Raw genomic sequence first — 16,708 nt, forward strand, 5'->3', positions numbered from 1 at the left:
AGGAATTAGTTTTTAACTCTTTCCCCTTTATAAATCCTCACTCCAAATTGGTAAATATAAACGGAAGTATACCTTTCTTTCCCTGAGGAAGAAAATTCAACCTTTAACTCTTCATCAATCTGGAAGATCGTATTGGACTGTGGCACTAGCCTAAAAAGTGGTTGTCCCGGAATCGCTAAATACAATTCACCCACTTTTTCCACAATATCAAAGCTGACATTTTCCTTTATCTGAAAACGGCCAAGGTAGTTTGCTAATTGCTGTGGAGAAATGGTATATTTTGGTGTAGGAATCAATTTTTTATTCTTTATTTCAAAAATTTCCTTTCCTTCTGGAAGGTAGGATTCCACCACCTTTTGATAGATTTCAAATCCGCCATCCCCATTGGTAAAGACCACTATTCCTCTCTTGGATTCAGGTAAGAGAATGACCATGGTTGAGATGCCATTTTCATTTCCCGGATGCATTAGGACGGTCTCCTTATTTGTGAGCGAAGGAATAACTTCCCAGCCTAATCCGTAATAGAGATTCTCCTTTACCCTTACTTGAGGCCTTGTCATTTCATCAAATAAGGACTTGGAAAGGCCGCCTCCTCTCAATACATACGCACAAACTTCTGTATAATCCTTTATCGTTGTTTGCAATCCTGCCGCCGCATTTAATTCGGTTCTGGGTGCATATGCATATTCTTCCAAATTGATGTTATACGGATAGGCTACTTTTTCTATATCCCATTTGGGGTTCCAAGTGAAAGCAATATCCTTGAGACCAAGGGGGTTAAAAAGAACCTCTTCCGCCCATTCTGGTAAGGTCTTGGCCGTTTTATTGGTAAGGGCTTTTCGTAAAAATTCAAAACCTTCCCCAGAATACAGATACTGACTCCCGGGTTCAAAATTAAATTCAAGTTTTTTGGTTGGACTCATATTTCTCCAGTTCACAAAACCTGATTGGTGGCTTAGTACGTACCTGGCATTTAACTTTTTGAGGTTTTCATTTACGGTTAAATCTGGATCAATATGATATTTATAAAGGGGCTCATCCAATTGCAATTTACCTTTCTCGATGAGGTTGAGTGCCACTATCGAAAAGATTGGTTTGGTCAGGGATGCAACGGTAAAAATGGTTGCATCGCTCGCCCCCCTACCCTTTCTTTGCTCCCCAAAAACTTTAGTATAGGAGACTTGTCCGTCTTCAATGATCCCTACAGCAACGGCAGGTACGTTGTGCTCTACTTGCCATTTAGGGATTGACTTCTCCAAATTTGAAATGGTATTCTTTTGACCCTGGGCATATAGGGTAAGAAACAATAGGACGAACTTCAGATTTTTCATGAAATATGTTAATTTTAGGATTTGACCAACCTCTGAATCAAAGTTTTTTACTTGGTGCCAATTGATAGATGGAATTTACTTCTATTCCCTTGCTTAGGATATTCTTGTGTTTTGATTTCATATTTTGGATTACTTTCTTATTCATATGAGTCAATTCCCTAGTAGTATCCAATGGATTTCCATGAACGGAAACATCCGTAAGGCCATCCAAATGGTATAATGGCCAGAGGTTATCTATTTTATTATGATCCAACAATACCCAATCCATATTTTTCAAGGACGCCATGGGAAGAATTGACTTTATGTGATTCCCTGATAAGAACAATTTCTTTAACCTGCCCAGGTTTTTCAAGGCGTCAATAGTGCTGATTTGGTTTTCCCTTAGGTCTAGCCATTCAATATTCGTTAGCCCTTCAAGGAATTTCAATTCTTTTATTTGATTTTGCCGCAGTACCAATACGCCTATATTTTTGAGATTTGATAAGGGCCCAAAATCTTTCACCTTGGTATTCATAAGATTCACCTGGACCAACTTAGTGAGGCTTTTCATAGGGGAAATATCTGAAACAGGGTTCTTTTCGAGTATTAGTATTTCCAGTTCTTTGAGTGAAGATACGGCCGCAATCGATGCTACGCTATTATGTGGAATCCAAATTCCCTTGAGTGTTGTTAAACCTCTTAAAGCTGTAATATCGTCCAATTGATTAAATGCCAGATTAAAATGTGTCAACTGCTTCCAATGTTGTGCAACTTCTATACTTCTAATTTTATTAAAGTTTCCTGAGATACCCCTGAGTTTCTGTAACCTCCATAACGAACATATACTTGAGACCTCGTTGTTGTCAAAAAAAAGGTGCTCCAGGTTAATGAGATTTTCAAGTGGCTGTAAAGTTTCTAGTGCATTACCATTGACCCCTAGGACCTTGAGTGATACTAATCCCGACAAGGGGCTTAAATCATTTATATGGTTATTATCCAAGCGTAGGGTGGTTAAATTTTTGGCATATTCCAATCCTTTTAGGGAAGTGATTCCTTTTCCTATAGCGATAAATCGCGTCAAAGATTCCAAATCCGTTTTGGTCAATTCCCCCGTAGGCTTGTCTATATATTTTCTTATGGCCAGGTCCAGGTAAAAATCTTCAATGGTAAGGGCATCTTCTTTATACTGACCACTGGCTTGTATCCCTAGACCAAGAATAAGAATTACTACTATTTTTTTTAAATGATGTATCATAGGAAAAATAAATTTCTTTCAAAATTGAATGATTCCATGGAATAGAAAAAAATAAAACCAGATGAAAAAGGTTCAAATTATGTTATGAAACTTTTTTGTTCTTCTTAAGTTGATCCAGGTACGCTTTGGGGGTTTGGGAGGTATGTTTATGAAAAGCCCTATAAAAAGTAGTTTTAGATTTAAACCCGGATTCCCTGGCAATAGATTCCAAGGTAAGGGTATGGTGTGCCCCCTCTTTAAGTTTATCTTTCACCTCTTGTACCCTATATTTATTAGCGAAGTCGTTAAATGATGTATTCAGATGATGATTGAGTAAATTTGATAAGGCACTAGGATTAGTTTGTAATTGCTTTGAAAAAGTTGCCAGGGAAAAATCGAAGTTCAAAAAAGGTTTTTCCGCTTCCATTTTTCCTAAGATCTCTTGCAGTTTTTCATGTAGCACATTTTCATCAACAATTCCGCTCTCTTTTTTAAAAGTAGAGTATGCTAAATACCCCATTAAAGATATTATATAAAGTATCACGGCATTATAGACCTTCACAATCATGGTAAGTGAAAAACCAAGCCATAGATCTAAAGGAGAGCTTTTCCAATATCCATAGATTTTGCCTAAGAGTGCCGAGACCAACTCAAAGGCCGCCCCCATAAAAAAGAAAACCAATAAATATGTGATCCATTGTACATATTGATGTTGCTTATTCAGAACTTTCTTTTTTCGTAATTGTACAAAAGAGATTAGCGAATAAATACATGCCAAAAGCAATAATGCAATATGCTGCGCCAACTGCACTTCAAAATATCCCATTTTTAAAATCCAATCTCCCTTTCTTTCCGGAACACCCCATAGACTCCCCAGCCAAATAAAGAGGGAATACCCCCAAAAGAGTACCGGCACTAACAAATGAAAACGATTTTGACGGTTGAGCCGAAATGTCGTGTCAAATAATGATTTAAAATAAAGGTACAGTATGGGAAAAATAAAAATAACCAGATGAAGTGGAATAAATCTAAGGGAATCATAGCGTTCAATAAAGCCTGAATGTCCTAAAAAAGTAGGCACTAATGACGAGCCCATGACAAGCAGAAGCGCAAGCAGTAATTTGTTTTGGATAAGGGTCCATTTTCTATTCTTAACGATTAGAAATATCATGATTCCACTTTGAAGGAGACCAAATAGGATTAAAGTAGCGCTAAAGTTTAGGTTCATTGTTTCCATGTTCACGGCATGTAAATTTAATTATTTCAACAATACTGACTGAAGTGTCTTCTTTTCTTGAATTGCCTTATATATTGCCTTGTTCTTTTTTCTTAATTTTAAGGAGGAAAAATGACCCGGGATTTTATTCATATCAACGATTTTGTCATTTTGGTGGAAGAAGCGGATTCCACTAAAACAGAAGTTGATGCGTGTTGTTTTGAAGAACCCTTGATAGCAGTTGCATTTTATGGCTCTGGCAATGTAGACTTAGCCGTAAAATACGGTAAAAACCAAAAGGATTTTCAATATACCAAAGGCCTATCCCTCTCCTTTTATGCCGATGAACAGGTACAATTTGAACATAGGGTAAGCCCAAACAAGAGCTTAAAGTGTATTGTGGTGGCTACTAAGCTGAGTAATCTAGAACAGCTACCGAATCAGGAAGGGGAATTGTTTTCCGATCTATTGGAGGAATTGGTACACCCTAAAGATCATTATGTGGAAGGCCCTAGCTTTTTCATGACCCCGGAAATGGAAAACATTGTGGATGCCTTTTTCACCAACAGCTATACCGGGAAGACAAAAATGATGTTTTTCAGAAGTCAGATTACGGCTTTATTGTCTCACTTTTTCGGTCAACTTGCTTTAAAACAAGAAGCAACTTCAAAACCAAATCACAGCGCGCAACTGAACAAAGCAAGAGATATTTTATTGGAAAATTTGGAGGACCCACCGTCACTTTTAGAACTCTCCAGAGCCATCGGATTCAACACCACTCGACTCAAAAAGGAATTCAAGGCTATTTTTGGGGTGCCGGTTTTTAAATACCTTCAAAACGAAAGGCTTGCTTCGGCCCACAAACTCATTAGTGAAAAGGAAGCTACGGTGCAAGAAGCAGCATGGCAAGTGGGTTACGACAGCCTAAGTTCCTTCTCCAACGCTTTTGCAAAAAAATTTGGTTATCGCCCTAGTCAAATAAAATAATCGAAATGTATTTCCCTGTCCTTTTATTTAATCAATTGGCAAAAACGTCAGACTAAGAAAGCACATATTCGTAATCATATGTACTAAAAGTGGGTATGGAAACCCAAAAGCTACTCGCGTATATCCTGCAATAGTTGCACTAAACAATTGTGGTAAGGTTAATATGGGCATCCATAGAAGGTTAATTAAGCTTAACTCAAAATTAAAAATGTGTAGCCAAGCGAAACTCATACAAGACAAGTAGTATATCATTCTGAAATGCTTCCTGTAAAATCGCTGGGCTTTTGCATTGACCCTTTTTCTGCTGTAAAATGTATACGTAATCAAAATAATAATGATGGCGCTAATTATTCTGTACCAAAATGTTTCATCCACTAAAGATAATCTGCTTTTAAAAATGGCTTTAGTGAGTATATAGTAGGTAAATCCACCTGTGGTTAAAGAAAGGTAAATGGGTTTAAATTTTAACGATACTCTAAAGGTGATTTCTTCAAAGAGCGGCAATACGATTCCACCAACCATTAGTAAGGCCAACGGAGAAAATCGTGCTGCCATACTTTTCGAAGTCAGATTTTCGGGCTCATAAATAAATTGCAATAGCGACGCCACTACTATGGAGAATACCACTTTCATCACAAACAGACCTATGGTGTCATAGATTTTGCCTCTTAGGCTTTTGTTTTCAGCGATTCCACCCCTTGGAGATTTCATGAAATTCACCAAATCCCTTGTAAGAGATGCGTAGTATTTTGGTTTGATCAACGGATAGGATGGTAGCATTACTTGAAGACTTTAACGGTTATTTTTCACACTTCTCATCAAACCAATCGCCATTAAGAGAATCAAAATGATACCTAAACCCATAAGCATTATTTGAATCATTTTTTCTTGTTGCATCACAAATAAGAGCACATCTATCTTTCCTGTTTGAAGAAATACCCAGTCACTGGCTATTCTTGTAGCAAAATCCGTGCTCCCTGTTGTTAGGATAATAATTCCACTATTTGCCACAGGGTTATATCGAAAAGCAGTGTTAATCGGTGGATTGTTCTTCCCGTCGTGACCAATCATAAATTCGCCTTCCTCTACTTCTGTAAATAGAAAAGTTCCCAATCCATAAATGGGTGTGCCAAGGGTTTTCGCTTCAGCCTTCCTCATCATTCGCTTAAATTTTGAATTTAAAGGCCCACGATCAGCATTGTCTTCATCCAAGAAAAAAAAGAGTTTTTCTAAGTCTGCCAAGGTAGAATACAGGGCGCTGGCAGCTTGTGCAGTGTAGTAACGATGTATTGCTTTAGAACCATCACTTTCATAAAACCCACTTAGGCTTTCGCGAAAGCTCTCATCCCATTGATAAAATGAAGATGTCATTTGTAGGGGTCCAAAAACTTCAGCTTTCATATATGCATCGAAAGTTTGACCGCTTACCTCTTCAACAATAAGTTGAAGTAAAGTAAAACCACCACCAGAATAGCGCCACTCGCTTCCGGGGGCTATCCCTACTTTTAATACGCCATTACTACCAGGGTCTGCATCTATAGCTTTGGTTAGTGACGCTTCTAAAGACTGTATCTTATCAGGATTTTCAAAACCGGCATAACCTAGTTGATCTGTTAAACCCGCTGTGTGACTTAATAGTCTTCTAATAGTTACTTCATTCCTATCAAAATCGCCTTTAGGTAATTGCCATCTGCTTAGATATTGACTTGCGGGTGCGTCCAAATCTAAATTCCCCTCTTGTACAAGCTTCAATACCCCTATAGCCGAAACAAACTTTGATAGTGATGCAAGCTGAAAGACCGTATTTCTATCCACCGTTTTACCTTTTGAGTAAAAGGATTCCAATGCCAGTTTCCCATCCTCAAATACTGCAATTGCCATATTACCAACAAACTCCTTTTGAAGTTCTTCTTGCACTGAAGCCATAAATGTATCGGCTGCTGTTTCCTGAGTAAATGGTGTATACCACCAGCCTTTATCCGTTCCAAAGAATACCGTTATAACATAAATGCCCATCAGTACGACGGTAAGTGTTAGATATTTTAAGAATCGTTTCATAGGTTTGGTTTTAGAAGATTATTTCTCGTGGTAAAGGCCCTTCTGGAATTCTCTTTTCAGGAAATAAACGCAAATGGAAATCATGAGAATGGCACTCGCAATTACTAAAATGAAGTTTGTTGTGCCGCCTACAGATTCAACATAAGACGTATCTATCGTTGATGAATCAACAAAAAATCTTAAGAAGTATGCGCTAAGATTCGCCGAAGCGTGGACTATTATAGCGGCGAATACACTTTTACTTTTATAATAAACCCACCCTATGAAAACACCCATAATTAGTCCTGTAACAAATTGCCAAGGATTTAAGTGAACGATCGCAAATAGCACACTAGACAGCAGTATGGCTGTTATTGCAGAATATCTTTTTAGCAGGCCATCTAAGATAATTCCCCTAAAAATGAATTCTTCTAAGATGGGTGCAGCAACTACCATTAAAACAAAGGTCAAAACACCTGTTTGACTTGCAGCCTTAACATAGGCTAACTTCATGCTTTCAGGCATTGGTATGAAGTCGGTAATTGGCCCTACAATACCTAATAAAAGGGTAACCCCTGCAAGGATTAAAAAAGGTATTATTCTTTTATTTTTTAAAGTTAGGCTAAATGGTTTTTTACCCACTTTTCGTTTTTGGATGCCACGTACTATTAAAAATGGAATTCCCATCGCTAAAATTTGGAAAAGAAGTGCAGCACCCTCGCTACCAACCCCTTTTTTGAGTGTGGGAGTTAGGAGGCTCAAAAGTATCATTACAAGAATAATGATTCCAGTAATCCCAAAGCTCTGTGCTATACTTGGATATGTATTTGGTTTAGAATTTTTCATACTGTTTAGGTATTAGGAATGATGATTAGTATTCGTATGCTGTCGTGGTGTATTGCCCATTGCGAAAAGCGATTGTAATTTTTCGCAACGAGCTATACTTACTATGAACCAATGATTATTCTATTTTGACAGGACTCCAGTTACCTGCCGCTGCTACTTTTGCAGCATACTCCGTAAAATCGATAGGTTTTCTACCTAAAACCTTCTCCACATCATGTGACACCTCTTGGTTATCTGGATTTCCCAACACCTCCTTAAACAAGTAACCAAAGAGCCAAACATAAGAATCAGGCAATCCCGCTTTTCGCATTCCATCTTTAAATTCTTCAATAGAAATAGGTACAAATTGTAGTGGTCGATCTATAGCTTCTGCCATAATGCCTACAACTTCTTCAAAAGTTCTCATTTCTGGACCCGTTACGGTAATGGTTTGTCCGTTGTACGAATCATCTACTAAAACTTTAGAAACAACGTCTGCAATGTCATTGGCATCTACAAAAGGAATTCTCGCTTCTGGCATAGGTAGTGCGACAACGCCATCCAACACAAAATCTACAAATGCACCTTCGCTAAAATTTTGGTTAAACCAAGATGCTCTTACTAAAGTGTAGTCCAAGCCAGAATTAGCCACAATCTCTTCACAAGCTTCCGCTTCAGTTTCACCTTTACCAGAAAGTAAAACCACTTTTTTGAGACCAGCTGCTTTGGCTTTTTCCGTTAATGCTGTGATAGCATCTCTAGAACCTGGTACTGCCAAATCGGGATAATACACGATATAAGCCCTATCCATACCTTCTAAAACGGCCTCATAGGTTTCTGGATTTTCCCAATCCAGAGCGGGATTCGTTTTTTGCCCAACAACGCGAACATTGTATCCTTCTTCTTTTAAATTTTTTGCCACTCGGCTCCCCGTTTTTCCGGTCCCTCCGATGACTACGATGTTTTCTGTTTTCATTTTTAGTTGTTTTTAAATTGACATTAATATTCATTTCCGTGAAGACGGAAATTTTGTGTTTTTCTTTTGCTATACACCTTGATGTACCAGTACAAAGTTGCCGTTGCGATAAATTCTAATCCAATGAACCAAAAGCCAAAATCGACGAAGAAATCGTAATATGTTCCTCCATAAGGAAGTATGGTAAACGGCACTGTAATGAACGCATCTAAAACGCCAGATATGGCAAAAAATAGTATTCCTAACCAAAGTCCGTGAGCCCCAATATGGTTTTTATAGTACAATTTTGCTCCAAACCAAACTATAGGAATTATAACTATGGATAACCATATATTGGCTTGCTGCTCTGCATCTTCTAAAAGTTGTATGTAATAGGATGAGGCATATAAGCTCACTCCGATTATCCAAATAAGTACTCCGATACTAATTGTTCTTGCTAATTTCATAACTGTTTGTTTTTACTGATTATTTATTATAAATGATGCCTATAAGTAATAGCGAAAAGGCCATAAATGAAGCAACCGTACGTTGCATATGCCAGCGGTTCCAAGGCCGCTCGAATTTCACACGTAACTCTTTTAACTCTATCGCCGAAAGGTTTTCCAATACGGTTTTATCCAGTATTTCGTTGAGTGGTACATTTTTAAAAACCGTGATAAGACCAATGCCGACAAAGAACAATATTGCTGCTATTAGAAAAGACCAGTAGGTCGTTGGATGTGCATTGCGATGCAAATACGCATTCATAAATAGGAGCACTCCTGGGCCAAAAAACGTAATGAGAAAACTAGGGTTAATGATAGCGCGATTCATGGCTTGAAACGCTTGCAGGAACCCCAAGTCGTCCAGCCTTCCAATTCCTGGAGTTATGGCGTTAGACCACGTAAAACACAATCCTGCCGTAAGTCCTGTACATAAAATGCCCAACATCAATACGATAATTTTAAGATTGATTTCCATTTTTAATTGCTTTTTAAGGATGATACCCAGCTCAGTAAATCTTGATATTCGTCACTGGTTCGTTTTATCTTCTTGCCTTTGGGCATTCGTTTTTTTATGAATAGTTTTATTACAATTGTCATCACACAAATGGTTTAATGATGACACAAATTTCTGCAGATATACCACCAATCATTTACTCGAGCGGAAGTATGATTTGTTCGAAAAGTGCATTATGCAATAGCAAAATGGGCAAGGCTTTGAGAAAAGCTAGAAAGCCCCTTGCTTTTTAAGGAATTTGCTACTATAGTTTTCATCATATTATCTTAGAAAATGTAGCTACTTTAGCTTCCAATGCATTTTTAAAGTTCCCTTCTACGACTTCACCTTCTTTAAAGTGGTCATAAAACGACGGCAGCGAATAGGTTTCTATAATTTTTGCCCCCATAAATGGAAAATAAGCACTTGCTGCTTGTAATACTGTTGCTCCACCTCTTCCACCAGGGGAAGTTGCCATTAATAACATCGGCTTGTTCCTCCATATTTCCATATTCACACGAGATAGCCAGTCTAACATGTTTTTAAACACTGCCGCATAAGAACCATTATGCTCGGCTAATGCTATTATAAATGCATCTGCTGTTTGGATTAGTTCATCCAATCTTTTAACTGCCGTTGGTATTCCATTTTCAGCTTCAAAATCAACCCCATACATGGGCAGCACATAATCGTTTAAGTCGATTGAGACAATCTCTGCATTTTGGAGTAAACCAGAGGTGTAAAACAGTAAACTTTTGTTGATAGATTTCTGGCTATTGCTTCCAGCAATTGTGATTATTTTTTTCATCTTTTTATTTTTTTGAGATTAAACCATCTATGGACCATTTTCCACTTCCATTGACTAGTATTGTTAATGCTAAACCAATTATTAGCAAGGAATATTCGTAACCTTCACCCGATTGATTACCATACCAATTCATAAAAAAGCCGTGTTCTAACTGTGCAGTAATTATGATGCCTGTAAACATCCCTGCAAGAGATAATGCCCAAAACCTGGAGAAGAGTCCAAGGACCAATGAAATGGAGCCAAAAAACTCAATCATGATCACTGAGAAAGCTACAATAGTAGGCAAACCCATTTGGGTAGTCAACGATTCCATTGTTGCGGAAAAGCCATATCCACCAAAGCATCCCAATAACTTTTGTGCACCGTGTGGAAATAGGACCAAACCAAGGGTTAAACGTGCAATACTACATCCCGGATCAGGGGGTGTTGTCATTAATTTTTTGAATAGATTCTTCATGATATTTACGATTTATAATGTTTTACGGTAATAGCATCCGAAAGGGGATTTTTGAATAGGTTTAGATCCATATTGCTCAAAATCAGCTCCAAGCCCTAATGGATGTCTTTTGTAGTATAGCCCTAAGCGTAATTGTTGGAAACTTATGGAGCGGATTTTAAATTTGTCCCAAACCGCTAGAAATTGAGCAAATAGGGCTGCGCTACTTGCGTGTTTCTTTTTTGAATATGTAACAGTTGGAATGACAATGAATACATCTTTGGAATTCTTTGGCGTGAACTTGGCCGATAGCCTTTCTGAAAATCCTCCAAAATTCTTATCATAGCATGAAGGTCCTATGGATATCATCTCGTTACTATTCCAGAATAATGTAGGATGTACACCTACTTCATCAAAAATTTGACGCTCTTCATTCCTAAATTTTTGGAAGAAAGCTAAAATAGAAACACTTAATGCAGTACTATTATGTATTAAACTGGAAAGTAAGGCGAAGTCTCTTTTCTTGAATCCTGAAAACAGTCCCGGTTGATCGAATCGCGCCTGTAAAGTTCGTACAAAACCAATTCTAAAGACTACTGATATGACTTCTGCTTTTTTCACACTTCAAAATTCCGATGGGGAAGCGTGAAAAAAAATGAACTAGTTTAAGACTTTTACTCGATAATCGAGATTTGAAATACTCCAATGATTGCATCAAAATTAATGCAACTTCTTCCTTTTAGTGTATCGCGGGCTTATCCTGAGTTTATTTACTTGCGATTAACTTTTGAGATAGTTTTACTCATAAATTCTGGTGTAATCCCTAAGTATCCTGCCAAATCTTTTTGGGTAATCCTGTTTACAATTTGGGGATATTTCTTTTTGAAATCAATGTATCTTTCCTCGGCCGTTAAGGATATGCCCTGATTTGAACGTCTGATATAACTCACTAAAGACCTTTGATATAACATACGATAAAAACGTTCAAATTTTGGGATTTCTTGAAACAACAAATCATAATTTGCCCTGGAAATTCCCAGCAATTCCGAATGTTCAGTAGCTTTAATGTAATACCCAGACGGTTCTTTTGTTATAAAACTGGACATATCTCCAGTCCAATAATCCTCTATGGCAAACATTGAAATATGAGGTGCACCATCCTCATCCAAGGTATATACCTTTAGGCATCCTTTGGTAATAAAATATTCATACTTGGCAATGTCACCCGCTTGCATAAGGAAGCCCTTCTTATCCACCTTAATTTCGGTCAACAAAGAAATGTATTTCTGTTTTTCCAAGTCCGTCAAATGAATAAACCTAGATATGTTATTAAGTATAAGTGTATATGATTCTTTATCGTTCAATTCTTATCGTATTGGATGGAACATAATTTAAAGAATTCATTTTGAATTTTCAATTAGGTAATTTACGAATTTATACGTGTTAAAAGAAGGCGTTGCTTGTGAGATACAATATGAAAGTACCGTTTTGGATTCCGGACTATACCCAATATAAGTACCGTAAAAACCATAATGTCCGTAAAACGTATGACCATCATAGACAGATTGATATACTCCTAATCCATAAGGAAGGTGGGTTTCTTCTGTGGGTTGTACCGTTATCATTTTCTGCAATGACTGTTCCGAGATAAGTTTACCCTCAAAAAGAGCTTCGATAAAAACAGCCAAATCTTGATGGGTGCTCACTAATCCACCACCAGACCAATCAAAGGATGTGTTTATAGTATTAAAATCTGTATTACCAACATATTGATGAATTCTTCCATTACTGGAATGTGTCTTCTCATAGAATTCGAAGTAAGTATCTTTCATCTTTAAAGGGTATAAAATCCGATCACGAATGGACTGTGATAAGGATTTTTGGTCCAATTTTTCAATCAACAACCCCAATAAGACATAGTTCATATCAGAGTAGTGCCAACCTTCCCCTGGTTTAAATTTGGCTTCTTTGTATAAACCGAGTTCAAAATATAAATCGACTATAGTTTTAGGTTGATATTGCAACTGCGGATTTTGCATCACACGTGCAAAGAAAGCCTCTTGTTTATCATTGAAAATATCGGCTAGACCACTTTTGTGTGCTAATAGTTGTTCAATATTCATTTCTTTCGCGAAAGCTAAGCCTTCATAAAAATGAAAATCATCCAACCTTAAATACTCAATATTCTGTAAATACGGATAGATGTTATCAGAAAGGGTAAATACTCCTTCTTCCTCCATTTGCAATATAATAGTCGCTATAAAAGTCTTTGTACTGCTAGCTGTTCTAAATTGGTCCGTTGTTTCAGCTTTCTCTCCATTTTGTTCCCGTAATCCAACCACTTTATCAATAAGAGTACTGTCGTTTGTTTTTATAAGTAAGGAAATGCTATTTACGGGGTTTTCTGATGTAGGATCTAAATGGCCCAACAAAAGTTGATGTACATTTTGAGCATTGGCGCTAAAAACAGCACCGAATAGAATTAAACAGATATATTTCATAATAATAATAGTAGTATTATATGGTGTAAGATTTTAAATATCCTCGGTTTTGAAAACCAAGTTTGTAATAAATAGGCGCACCCAATTTTGAAGCTACTAGATGGACGTATTCACTATCGTTTGTCAAAGCAATAGAAAGCAAATGTTCGGTCATTTTCTTTCCTAAACCCAATCCTCTGTATTCCTTTTTGGCACCGATCATATGAAGTCCAGCATCGCCATTGGAATCATGGAACAGGAGACCACAACTTACATATTGATTTCTGTATTTTCCTAAAAAAAGGTGAATTTTTGAACTTGATAGCAATGATAGGATTGTGTTTGGATAGATGACATATCCAAAAGCCTCTGAAGCAATTTTTGCGAATATTTTTGCACTGGACACTTCGGTTATTTTTTCAATCTCGGGATACGTAGCATATGGTATAGTCGGCCTCGCATTCATGGACATGGCAGCCACGGAAGAGGTTTGGGTAAAACCCTCTGCTCGTAATAGGGTTTCAAGCGTTTCATTTTCCGCTAGGGCCACTGATTTCGCAAGATGATATGTCGCTATATGAGGTTTTAAATCCCTTATGTGATTCTCCTTAAGGTCGAATATTTTAGAGGGCCAAGTAGCGTCTTTGGGGGAAAGACTGGAAAATCCATCATATTTATGGAAATATCCGCCCACTTGACCAATGTGGCTCCAAAATTCAAATTGATGTTGTATGGCTTTTGACACCATCACTATGCAAATTCAACCGTGGACGCTTCAACAAGCGCAGCAGAATCTTCGTAGAAACGATACTCTTTTATCATCTCATCTTCAACAACACAAAGCTGCACCCAATGACTATTGAATAGTTTCCCTGAGCTCTTGACCAAATGTGAGAAACTGCCTTTGGCAATCACAAGATTATTCGATGCTTCCACAATGGTTTCCACTATAAATTCCTTGGTTTCAAAAAGCGACACAATGTTGTTTAGAAATTGTCGTGCTTCCTTTCGACTGCGATAAATACCGTGCAATTGCTCTTTTAAACGCTCTTCTTCTTTTACACTCACAATATAACAATCGGGATGAAAGACATTCAGCACCCCATCCAAATCTCCTTGTTGAAATGCATCAAAATAGGCTCGTACTACTTCTGTATTGGTTTTCTTTGGTTTGAATTCCGCTTCTGCGAAAGTGTAAAAGGCTTCATCCAATTTTTTTATTTCTTCAATATTGTTAATAGTAGTTGTCTGAAGGTTAAAATTATCCTGAAAACTCCCCAATGAATAGGTTCCTCTTACTTGACCACCCCATATGGGCACCAACTTTTCTAACAATGCCAGTTGTGTTTTTGCTCCTGTGGCTCCAGGAGAAGTACTTAACAGAAGGACTGGTTTTTCACCAAAAAACTGCTGGGTGAAGACGGATAGCCAATCCAATGTATTCTTTAAAAAAGTAGTTGGTAGACCATTATGCTCTGGTGAAGCGATGATGAAACCATCGCTGTCCTTGAAAATAGCATACAAATCTTGAATTGATTTTGGAATACCCGTTGCCTGAATGCTTGGCGCATAAATAGGAGCTTCGAATTGCTTGAGGTCTATTAAATTAATCTCATACTCTGGATATCTTCCGATTACAGATTGAATTAATTTTTCATTAATGGATTCTGGACTGTTACTTCCAGAAAAGGCTAAAATGTTTTTCATTGTGTTCTATTTTTTAGTTAATACCGATTCAAATTTGCTCATGTCTATGCTAACATATTTGTTTGAGTGGAAATCTGATTTGTTCTAAAGGCGCTTTTTTTTGATTTTCAGCTCACCCTGACTCCTAATTGATTTACTTTAGCGAGCCACTGTAAACGTTGTTTTTCACTAGAATCTTTTACTACAGAGAGATAGGTAACCTTCACGGGGCTTATACCGCAGAATTCAAGAACTCCTCTTTTAAATTGATTGATGGCTGGATTTTTCATGACCAAACTATTATACCAACTCACCGTATCAGCGGTTACAATAATTCGAGCCGTTTTGCCTTTTAATAACTTATTGGGAAACAACTTCCCCTTTTGGTATTTAAAGGTAATCCCAGGCAGGAAAGTACGATCGATAAAGCCCTTCAGTAAGGCGGGAAGACCATACCACCACATCGGGAATACCCAGACGAGATGTTCCGCTTCCCTAATCTTTTCTATAGCCATTTCTAAATCGGGCTCTAATGCATAGGGAATTCTATAGCCGTACTTCAGATTCGGATCGAATTGAAGTTCCGAGAGATTTAAGGTCTCTACCAAGGCACTTTCCGACATCGCACCTTGCTTATAGCTTTCGGCCAAAGCCCAGTTAAAACTTTCTTTGTCCGGATGTCCGTTGATGATGAGTACTTTTTTCATTATATATTTGTTTTTTGATGCTTCGACGAGGCTCAGCACAAGCTGATGGTTTTAATTTTGAAGTATTACCGAGACGTTTCCCCGTTTTCTACCCGAATCCACATAATAATGGGCTTCAACCAGCGTTTCTAAATTGTATTCTTTATCTATACATGGTTTAACCCTACCACTATCCGCAAGTTGCCGTATTTTAAGAAGTAGTTCGGTACTTTCTTTGGTCCACATTTTTGTGGAAACAAATTGACCTCCACGCTTTAAAATTTTTTTAGCTTCTGCCTTCGTGGTTTTGCCCACGGCGTCAAACACCATATCATAGCGTTCGGATGATTGGGTATAATGCTGTTTTTTATAATCGATCACGACTTCCGCACCTAATTGCTTCACCATCCCTATGTTAGGTGTGCTACAAACCCCTGTGACTTGTGCCCCAAAATGATTGGCAATCTGTACCGCATAGGTCCCCACACTACCCGAAGCACCGTAAACAAGTATTTTCTGGTTTCTTTTAACATTCCCTTTTCGCAATAAATACAGAGCAGTCATACCACCAATGGGCAATACCGCAGCTGCTTTATGGGGCAGTTGCTTTGGTTTTTTGACAATGACTCCTTGGCGCCAATATTCGGGAAGGCACAGATATTCTGTGTAGGCCCCTGTAGGCAGCATTGTAGTGGTTCCAAATACTTCATCATTCACTTTAAACTTTGACACTTTATTGCCTATTTGTTCAATGACTCCCGACCATTCGTGGCCCAAGATTTGCTTTTTGGGACGGAACAATCCGAACATCAGGCGGGCCAGTAACCAAATGAATGGTGGAAAATCAGATGCCCGCAATCGAACGTCAGCTGCTGTTACCGAGGTGGCATATACCTTTACCAAAATTTCATGGGGTCTCGGTGTTGGTTTTTCTAGCTCCTTTTGTTGTAGTACTTGTGGTGAACCATATTTGGAATACACTACTGCTTTCATTTTTAGAGGTTTTAGTGATGAATAAACTGGTATAATTTGATGTTATTAAATGCGAT

Annotated in this window: 19 protein-coding genes; 1 reads left to right on the forward strand and 18 read right to left on the reverse strand. The window is 37.9% G+C overall.

Annotated features, from left to right (window positions below):
* Positions 1 to 5 precede the first annotated feature (5 nt).
* From ACEXOE_RS01010 to ACEXOE_RS01020, 3 genes are all read right to left on the reverse strand, one after another.
* Positions 6 to 1,331 (reverse strand): serine hydrolase domain-containing protein, encoded by a 1,326-nt coding sequence (locus ACEXOE_RS01010; protein WP_394746857.1) that lies wholly within the window; start codon positions 1,329 to 1,331, stop codon positions 6 to 8.
* A 37-nt stretch (positions 1,332 to 1,368) separates the two neighbouring features.
* Positions 1,369 to 2,565 (reverse strand): leucine-rich repeat domain-containing protein, encoded by a 1,197-nt coding sequence (locus tag ACEXOE_RS01015; RefSeq protein WP_394746858.1) that lies wholly within the window; start codon positions 2,563 to 2,565, stop codon positions 1,369 to 1,371.
* Between the two features lie 82 nt (positions 2,566 to 2,647).
* Positions 2,648 to 3,781, reverse strand: a complete 1,134-nt coding sequence (locus tag ACEXOE_RS01020; protein ID WP_394746859.1) for a helix-turn-helix domain-containing protein — start codon at positions 3,779 to 3,781, stop codon at positions 2,648 to 2,650.
* A 111-nt stretch (positions 3,782 to 3,892) separates the two neighbouring features.
* On the opposite strand from ACEXOE_RS01020, the gene ACEXOE_RS01025 reads away from it, so the two are divergent.
* Positions 3,893 to 4,747 (forward strand): helix-turn-helix domain-containing protein, encoded by an 855-nt coding sequence (locus ACEXOE_RS01025; protein WP_394746860.1) that lies wholly within the window; start codon positions 3,893 to 3,895, stop codon positions 4,745 to 4,747.
* Between the two features lie 27 nt (positions 4,748 to 4,774).
* Here ACEXOE_RS01025 and ACEXOE_RS01030 read toward each other — a convergent pair whose 3' ends face one another.
* The 15 genes from ACEXOE_RS01030 to ACEXOE_RS01100 form a co-directional block, all read right to left on the reverse strand.
* Positions 4,775 to 5,527, reverse strand: coding sequence for a hypothetical protein (locus ACEXOE_RS01030; protein WP_394746861.1), 753 nt, complete (start codon positions 5,525 to 5,527; stop codon positions 4,775 to 4,777).
* A gap of 12 nt (positions 5,528 to 5,539) precedes the next feature.
* A complete protein-coding gene (locus ACEXOE_RS01035; protein ID WP_394746862.1) occupies positions 5,540 to 6,805 on the reverse strand; it encodes a serine hydrolase domain-containing protein in 1,266 nt (421 codons plus the stop codon).
* 18 nt (positions 6,806 to 6,823) lie between these two features.
* Positions 6,824 to 7,630 carry a CPBP family intramembrane glutamic endopeptidase gene (locus ACEXOE_RS01040; RefSeq protein ID WP_394746863.1) on the reverse strand — a complete coding sequence of 269 codons (807 nt, stop codon included), beginning with the start codon at positions 7,628 to 7,630 and terminating at the stop codon, positions 6,824 to 6,826.
* A gap of 115 nt (positions 7,631 to 7,745) precedes the next feature.
* Positions 7,746 to 8,585 (reverse strand): NmrA family NAD(P)-binding protein, encoded by an 840-nt coding sequence (locus ACEXOE_RS01045; protein ID WP_394746864.1) that lies wholly within the window; start codon positions 8,583 to 8,585, stop codon positions 7,746 to 7,748.
* A gap of 23 nt (positions 8,586 to 8,608) precedes the next feature.
* Positions 8,609 to 9,031, reverse strand: coding sequence for a DUF5367 family protein (locus tag ACEXOE_RS01050; RefSeq protein ID WP_394746865.1), 423 nt, complete (start codon positions 9,029 to 9,031; stop codon positions 8,609 to 8,611).
* Positions 9,032 to 9,050: 19 nt separating this feature from the next.
* On the reverse strand, positions 9,051 to 9,545 hold the full coding sequence (locus tag ACEXOE_RS01055) for an anthrone oxygenase family protein (RefSeq protein ID WP_394746866.1): 495 nt from the start codon (positions 9,543 to 9,545) through the stop codon (positions 9,051 to 9,053).
* A gap of 295 nt (positions 9,546 to 9,840) precedes the next feature.
* A complete protein-coding gene (locus ACEXOE_RS01060; RefSeq protein ID WP_394746867.1) occupies positions 9,841 to 10,371 on the reverse strand; it encodes an NADPH-dependent FMN reductase in 531 nt (176 codons plus the stop codon).
* Between the two features lie 4 nt (positions 10,372 to 10,375).
* A complete protein-coding gene (locus ACEXOE_RS01065; RefSeq protein WP_394746868.1) occupies positions 10,376 to 10,828 on the reverse strand; it encodes a DoxX family protein in 453 nt (150 codons plus the stop codon).
* Between the two features lie 12 nt (positions 10,829 to 10,840).
* The gene (locus ACEXOE_RS01070) at positions 10,841 to 11,428 is read right to left on the reverse strand and encodes a hypothetical protein (RefSeq protein ID WP_394746869.1); all 588 of its coding nucleotides are present in this window, start codon (positions 11,426 to 11,428) and stop codon (positions 10,841 to 10,843) included.
* Between the two features lie 149 nt (positions 11,429 to 11,577).
* Positions 11,578 to 12,078: a Crp/Fnr family transcriptional regulator gene (locus ACEXOE_RS01075; protein ID WP_394746870.1), complete on the reverse strand. Its 501-nt coding sequence runs from the start codon at positions 12,076 to 12,078 to the stop codon at positions 11,578 to 11,580.
* A gap of 129 nt (positions 12,079 to 12,207) precedes the next feature.
* Positions 12,208 to 13,308, reverse strand: a complete 1,101-nt coding sequence (locus ACEXOE_RS01080) for a serine hydrolase domain-containing protein (RefSeq protein ID WP_394746871.1) — start codon at positions 13,306 to 13,308, stop codon at positions 12,208 to 12,210.
* 16 nt (positions 13,309 to 13,324) lie between these two features.
* The gene (locus ACEXOE_RS01085; protein WP_394746872.1) at positions 13,325 to 14,035 is read right to left on the reverse strand and encodes a GNAT family N-acetyltransferase; all 711 of its coding nucleotides are present in this window, start codon (positions 14,033 to 14,035) and stop codon (positions 13,325 to 13,327) included.
* A gap of 2 nt (positions 14,036 to 14,037) precedes the next feature.
* Complete coding sequence (locus ACEXOE_RS01090) at positions 14,038 to 14,994, reverse strand: NAD(P)H-dependent oxidoreductase (protein WP_394746873.1); 957 nt, start codon at positions 14,992 to 14,994, stop codon at positions 14,038 to 14,040.
* A gap of 107 nt (positions 14,995 to 15,101) precedes the next feature.
* Entirely contained in the window at positions 15,102 to 15,680 is a 579-nt protein-coding gene (locus tag ACEXOE_RS01095) for an NAD(P)H-dependent oxidoreductase (RefSeq protein ID WP_394746874.1), read from the reverse strand.
* Between the two features lie 51 nt (positions 15,681 to 15,731).
* The gene (locus ACEXOE_RS01100) at positions 15,732 to 16,652 is read right to left on the reverse strand and encodes an NAD(P)-dependent alcohol dehydrogenase (RefSeq protein ID WP_394746875.1); all 921 of its coding nucleotides are present in this window, start codon (positions 16,650 to 16,652) and stop codon (positions 15,732 to 15,734) included.
* Between the last annotated feature and the right edge of the window lie 56 nt (positions 16,653 to 16,708).

It is taken from the genome of Spongiimicrobium salis (genome assembly GCF_043678055.1).
GTDB classification, from domain to species: domain Bacteria; phylum Bacteroidota; class Bacteroidia; order Flavobacteriales; family Flavobacteriaceae; genus Spongiimicrobium; species Spongiimicrobium salis.

Coding starts and splice junctions, on each gene's coding strand:
- ACEXOE_RS01010 (WP_394746857.1), bottom strand. CDS start 1,331: ATGAAAAATCTGAAGTTCGTCCTATTGTTTCTTACCCTATATGCCCAG.
- ACEXOE_RS01015 (WP_394746858.1), bottom strand. CDS start 2,565: ATGATACATCATTTAAAAAAAATAGTAGTAATTCTTATTCTTGGTCTA.
- ACEXOE_RS01020 (WP_394746859.1), bottom strand. CDS start 3,781: ATGGAAACAATGAACCTAAACTTTAGCGCTACTTTAATCCTATTTGGT.
- ACEXOE_RS01025 (WP_394746860.1), top strand. CDS start 3,893: ATGACCCGGGATTTTATTCATATCAACGATTTTGTCATTTTGGTGGAA.
- ACEXOE_RS01030 (WP_394746861.1), bottom strand. CDS start 5,527: ATGCTACCATCCTATCCGTTGATCAAACCAAAATACTACGCATCTCTT.
- ACEXOE_RS01035 (WP_394746862.1), bottom strand. CDS start 6,805: ATGAAACGATTCTTAAAATATCTAACACTTACCGTCGTACTGATGGGC.
- ACEXOE_RS01040 (WP_394746863.1), bottom strand. CDS start 7,630: ATGAAAAATTCTAAACCAAATACATATCCAAGTATAGCACAGAGCTTT.
- ACEXOE_RS01045 (WP_394746864.1), bottom strand. CDS start 8,585: ATGAAAACAGAAAACATCGTAGTCATCGGAGGGACCGGAAAAACGGGG.
- ACEXOE_RS01050 (WP_394746865.1), bottom strand. CDS start 9,031: ATGAAATTAGCAAGAACAATTAGTATCGGAGTACTTATTTGGATAATC.
- ACEXOE_RS01055 (WP_394746866.1), bottom strand. CDS start 9,545: ATGGAAATCAATCTTAAAATTATCGTATTGATGTTGGGCATTTTATGT.
- ACEXOE_RS01060 (WP_394746867.1), bottom strand. CDS start 10,371: ATGAAAAAAATAATCACAATTGCTGGAAGCAATAGCCAGAAATCTATC.
- ACEXOE_RS01065 (WP_394746868.1), bottom strand. CDS start 10,828: ATGAAGAATCTATTCAAAAAATTAATGACAACACCCCCTGATCCGGGA.
- ACEXOE_RS01080 (WP_394746871.1), bottom strand. CDS start 13,308: ATGAAATATATCTGTTTAATTCTATTCGGTGCTGTTTTTAGCGCCAAT.
- ACEXOE_RS01085 (WP_394746872.1), bottom strand. CDS start 14,035: ATGGTGTCAAAAGCCATACAACATCAATTTGAATTTTGGAGCCACATT.
- ACEXOE_RS01090 (WP_394746873.1), bottom strand. CDS start 14,994: ATGAAAAACATTTTAGCCTTTTCTGGAAGTAACAGTCCAGAATCCATT.
- ACEXOE_RS01095 (WP_394746874.1), bottom strand. CDS start 15,680: ATGAAAAAAGTACTCATCATCAACGGACATCCGGACAAAGAAAGTTTT.
- ACEXOE_RS01100 (WP_394746875.1), bottom strand. CDS start 16,652: ATGAAAGCAGTAGTGTATTCCAAATATGGTTCACCACAAGTACTACAA.